Raw genomic sequence first — 5246 nt, forward strand, 5'->3', positions numbered from 1 at the left:
CCGGTGACGGGCGTGGCCCAGCGCGTCGAGCTGGAGGTGGGCGACAACGTGAAGCGCGGCCAGCATCTGCTGTCCATCGAGCCGTTGCGCCCGACGGTGCTGGACCCGCGCGAGCGTGCCCAGGCCCAGGCGCGGGTGGCCGCCGCCGAGGCCAGTCTGCGTGCCGCGGAGGAGAATGCGCGCGCCGCCAAGACCGAGGCCGAGCTGGCCGAGCGTGAATCCGCGCGTATCAGCAAGCTGTGCCAGATCCAGTGTGCCTCGCAGCAGGAGCAGGACCAGGCGGCGGTACGGGCGCAGACCGCGCGCGCCAGCCAGCGCTCGGCCCAATTCGCCGTCAAGGTCGCCCGCTACGAGCTGGAGGCCGCGCGCACGGCGCTGACTTACACCGCCGGCAAGCAGGGCGGCAAACCGGCCGAACTGGTACCGGTGGATTCCCCGATCGACGGACGCATCCTGAAGATCGAGCACGAAAGCGAGGGCGTGGTGCAACCCGGCACGCCGCTGCTGGAGCTGGGCGACCCGCGCGCCCTGGAGGTGGAGACGGAGGTGCTGTCCGAGGACGCGGTACGCATCCATCCCGGCACGCCGGTGGTGTACGAGCGCTGGGGCGGCGGCGAGGACCTGCAGGGCACCGTCACGACGGTCGAGCCGGTGGCCTTCACCAAGGTCTCCGCCCTGGGTGTGGAGGAGCAGCGTGTGCTGGTGATCTCCGACATCACTTCGGATACCAAACTATGGCGCCAGCTGGGCGACGGTTACCGCGTCGAGGCGCGTTTCATCCTGTGGCGCGGTGACGACGTGCTGCAGGTGCCGGCCAGCGCCTTGTTCCGCTACGGCGACGGCTGGGCGGTGTTCGCGGTGCGCGACGGGCGTGCCCGCCGCCAGCAGGTCGAACTCGGCCACCGCAACGGTCTGGCGGCGCAGATCGTCAAAGGCCTGACCGCCGGCGAGCAGGTGATCGTGCACCCGGACGACACGATCGCCGACGGCAAGCGGGTGCGTATCCGCTAGAGAACGGAAAACCGCGGGGAATTTTCTGCGGATATGCCATTCAAATTTTTCTGGAAGCCCTGATAATTCCATCCGGGAATTATCAGGGCACGGGAAGCGAAAGACGCGACTTTTGCTTCCCTTCATTTTCAGCGGCTTACCGCCGCTAAAAATGGCGGCACATCCGTGTGCCGCGGAAGGCCTGTATGCACCAGGCCTTCCCTTATGGCTTGCATGCCTTTCGGTATCGACATACCTTCGTAAGGAGTTTCGGGCAGGATGTGCCTGAACGACCGGACGGCGCTTTCGCGCCGCCCGATGCACCGCAAAGGAGACGGCATGATCGAGGTACGCATACACGGCCGCGGTGGCCAGGGTAACGTGGTCGCCGCCTATTCGCTGGCCGGCGCCGCGATCGGCGAGGGCTGGCACGCCCAGGCCTTTCCGGCCTTCGGCGCCGAACGACGCGGCGCCCCCGTGGCCGCCTTCGTGCGCATGGCCGAACAGCCGTTCCGGCGCCGCGACCAGGTGGCGCAGCCGGATTTTCTGATTATCCAGGACGAGGCCCTGCTGCACGTGCCGGGCATCCTCAGCGGGCTCAAGCCGGGCGGCGGAGTGTTGGTCAACGCCACGCGTGAGCCGGCCGAACTGGGACTGCCCGGACCGGTCTTCACCGTTTCCGCCACCCAGCTGGCGCAGGAGTATCTGGGGCGCCCGGTGCCCAACACCGCCCTGCTGGCGGTATTTCTCACCCTGACCGAGCTTCTGCCTGTCCAGGCTCTGATCACCGCGCTCGGCGCCCGCTTCAAGGGCAAGGTGCTGGACGCCAATACCCGACTCATCGAGGCCGCCGCCGCGCAGGTACCGGCCGGCCAGTGGAAGGAGGCGATGCATGCCGCAAGCGCTTGAAGGTTCCCAGGCGATCGCCCGCGCCGTCAGCCTGTGCCGCCCGGAGGTGGTGGCGGCCTATCCCATCACCCCGCAGACGCACATCGTCGAGAACATCGCCAAGCTGGTGGCGGACGGCGAGCTGCATTGCGAGTACGTGAGCGTGGAAAGCGAACACTCGGCCGCCAGCGTGGTGCTGGGCGCGGCCGCGGCCGGCGCGCGCGCCTACACCGCCACCGCCTCGCAGGGCATCCTGCTGATGAGCGAGGTGCTGTACAACATCGCCGGCATGCGCATTCCATTGGTGCTGACCTGCGCCAATCGCGCGCTGTCCGCGCCGCTGTCGATCTGGAACGATCAGCAGGATTCGATGGCCGTGCGCGATGCGGGCTGGATCCAGCTCTACTGCAGCAGCAACCAGGAGGCGGTGGACACCACCGTGCAGGCCTTCCGCATCACTCAGGAGACCGAGCTGCCGGTGATGGTGTGCGTGGACGGCTTTACCCTGACCCACACCCTGGAGCCCATCGAGCTGCCCACCCGCGAGCAGGTCGACGCCTTCCTGCCACCTTTCAGTTTTTCCCGCGCCCTGAATCCCGCCCAGCCTCTGAGCCTCGGGACGCTGGTCTCGCCCGACTGGTTCCCGGAGGCGCGCCACAGTCAGCACGGGGCCGTGCTGGCGGCGGCGCAGAACATCCTGGCCGCGGACCAGGACTGGCAGGCGCAGACCGGGCGCGGCTGGGGCGGTCTGGTCGAGGTGGAAGGGCCGGAGGACGCCGAGATCGGCATCATCAGCCTGGGTTCGATCACCGGCACCCTGCAGGATGCGCGGCTGGCCTACACTGACCTGCCGCCCGCACGCATCATCCGCCTGCGTGCCTTCCGGCCGTTCCCGGTCGAGGCATTGCAGGCCGCCTGCGCCGGACTGAAACAGGTGGTGGTGCTGGAACGCGCGCTCTCGCCCGGCGGTGTGGGCATCGTCGGCGCCGAGGTGCGCGCCGCGCTTTACGACCTGGAATCGCCGCCGCGGGTGCAGAGTTTCGCGGTGGGGCTCGGCGGGCGCGATGTGCCGCTCAGCCTTTATCCGAAGGTGCTGGAGGTGGCGCAGGCCGCCACCGGCACGCAGTTCGCGGTGCTGGACGTCGACCTCGACAAACTGCCCGAGGAAGACCGCTACGTCGCGGCCGGCCCGGCCGTCGGCAACTGAGTTTCAGGAGTCCGCCATGACCGAATCAAAATCCGTCATCCCCATTCAGGAACTGCGCCAACGTCAGCCGCGCTTCCAGGGCTTTACCTCCGGACATCGCGCCTGCCTGGGCTGCGGCCAGGCCCTGGCGGCCCGGCTGGTGACCGAGTCCGCCGGCCCCGACGTGGCGGTGGCCAACGCCACCGGCTGCCTGGAGGTGTTCAGCACGCCCTGGCCGGAATCGGCCTGGCGGGTGCCGTGGATGCATTCGCTGTTCGAGAACGGCGGGGCGATCGCCTCCGGCATGGAGGCCGCCTTCAAGGCGCGCGGCGCCAGCACCAAGGTGCTGGCCTTCGCCGGCGACGGCGGCACCTTCGACATCGGCTTCCAGTCGCTGTCCGGCATGATCGAGCGCGGCCACAACGTGCTGTACGTGTGCTACGACAACGAGGCGTACATGAACACCGGCATCCAGCGCTCGAGCTCCACGCCGCATGCCGCCGCCACCACCACCTCGCCGGCGGGGCGGGAGCGCACCGGCAAGCGCCACCTGAAAAAGGACATCCTGTCCATCGTGGCCGCGCATCACATGCCTTATGCCGCCACGGCCTCGGTGGCCTTTCCCTCCGATCTGCGCAAGAAGGTGCGCCGCGCCCTGGAGATCGAGGGCCCGACCTTCCTGCTGGTGCACTCGCCCTGCCCGCTGGGCTGGGGTCACGACGGCGCCAAAAGTATCGAGGTGGCACGCCTGGCGGTGGAGACCGGGCTGGTGCCGGTGATCGAGCTGGAACGCGGCGAGCTGACCGGCGTCATGCCCATCCGCAATCCGCGCCCGGTGACGGATTACCTCAAGGCCCAGAACCGCTTCCGCCACCTGTTCGCGGACACGCCGGAGGCGCACGAGGAGCTCGAACACCTGCAGGCGCTGGCCGATCACAACATCGAACGCTACGAACTGTACGGCCACGGCCCGGACGCGAAGGACACCGCGGGCGTGGATACGGTGCATCGCGGCGGCGCGCGCTGGGCCTGAGCGTGACGCACGCCAAGGAGAGATTCGCATGACACAGTACACACGCGGCGGCGTCGCCGGCCCGGCCAGCAGCCTCGAATATCACACCGGCACCTGGCGGGTGGAGCGCCCGATACACGTGCATCGCGCCGCGCCCTGCCATCATGCCTGTCCGGCCGGCGAGGACGCGCAGGCCTATCTGGCCGAGGTGGAGCAGGGCCGCAACCGTCAGGCCTGGGAGATCCTGGTCTCCGCCAATCCGCTGCCCGCCTTGACCGGGCGGGTGTGCCCGCATCCCTGCGAGAGCGCCTGCAACCGGGGTCAGTACGATGAGGCTATCGCCATCCACAACGTGGAGCGTTTCCTGGGCGACGAGGCGATCCGCCAGGGCTGGGACTATCCGCTGCAGCCGCCGGCGGCCGATGCGCCCGAAGTGGCGGTGGTGGGTGCCGGGCCGTCCGGGCTGGCCTGCGCCTGGCATCTGCTGCGCTGCGGTTACCGGGTGAGTTTGTTCGAGGCCGAGGCCCAGGCCGGCGGCACCTGCGCCAGTGCCATCCCCACCTACCGGCTGCCGCGCGAGGTGATGAACGCGGAGATCGAGCGTTTGCTGGCCCTGCCGGGCATCGACTTCAAACCCCGCCAGCGGCTGGGGCGTGAGTTCTCGCTGGAGGACCTGCGCGAAACCTACGCGGCGGTGTATCTGGGTATCGGCGCCATGCAGTCCAAGCCCTGGAGCATCGACGGCGTGACGCCCTCCGACCTGCACGAGGGCCTCGCGCTGCTGCAGGAATGGCTGGACGTGGGCACCATCCCCACCCCCGAAAGCGCCGCGGTCATCGGCGGCGGCAATACGGCGGTGGACCTGTCGCGGGTGCTCAAGCGCGCCGGCGTCGGACAGGTCTACATCATCACCCACAACGGCCTGCCCGGGCCGGAGGTGCCGGTGGAGGACGCCATGCGCGCCCTGCCGCGCGAGATCGAACAGGCCAGTGAAGAGGGCGTGGAGATCCTCGCCCACCGCGGCGTGCGCCGCCTGATCCTGCGCGGCGAGAAGGTGGTGGGTGTGGAAATGGTGCACATGAAAAAGCTGCCCGACGAACAGGGCCGGCTGCACCGCATCGCCTTCGAGGGCACCGAGACGGTGCTGCACGTGGACATGGTGATTCCGGC

At 68.9% G+C, this 5246-nt stretch carries 5 protein-coding genes; all 5 read left to right on the top strand.

The genetic code is table 11. From position 1 onward, the window contains the following. Nucleotides 1-1011: efflux RND transporter periplasmic adaptor subunit (locus tag P8Y64_13375; GenBank protein MEJ2061455.1), on the top strand; the 1011-nt coding region annotated here is incomplete at its 5' end. Between the two features lie 258 nt (nucleotides 1012-1269). Continuing rightward, nucleotides 1270-1899, top strand: coding sequence for a 2-oxoacid:acceptor oxidoreductase family protein (locus P8Y64_13380; GenBank protein MEJ2061456.1), 630 nt, complete (start codon nucleotides 1270-1272; stop codon nucleotides 1897-1899). Then, the gene (gene porA, locus P8Y64_13385; GenBank protein MEJ2061457.1) at nucleotides 1883-3085 is read left to right on the top strand and encodes a pyruvate ferredoxin oxidoreductase; all 1203 of its coding nucleotides are present in this window, start codon (nucleotides 1883-1885) and stop codon (nucleotides 3083-3085) included. The genes P8Y64_13380 and porA overlap by 17 nt, the downstream gene beginning before the upstream one ends. Nucleotides 3086-3101: 16 nt before the next feature. Next, nucleotides 3102-4097 (top strand): thiamine pyrophosphate-dependent enzyme, encoded by a 996-nt coding sequence (locus tag P8Y64_13390; protein ID MEJ2061458.1) that lies wholly within the window; start codon nucleotides 3102-3104, stop codon nucleotides 4095-4097. Between the two features lie 28 nt (nucleotides 4098-4125). Next, the coding region (locus P8Y64_13395; protein ID MEJ2061459.1) for an FAD-dependent oxidoreductase at nucleotides 4126-5246 on the top strand (1121 nt) is incomplete at its 3' end.

The organism is Gammaproteobacteria bacterium (genome assembly GCA_037388465.1).
GTDB lineage: Bacteria > Pseudomonadota > Gammaproteobacteria > SpSt-1174 > SpSt-1174 > JARRKE01.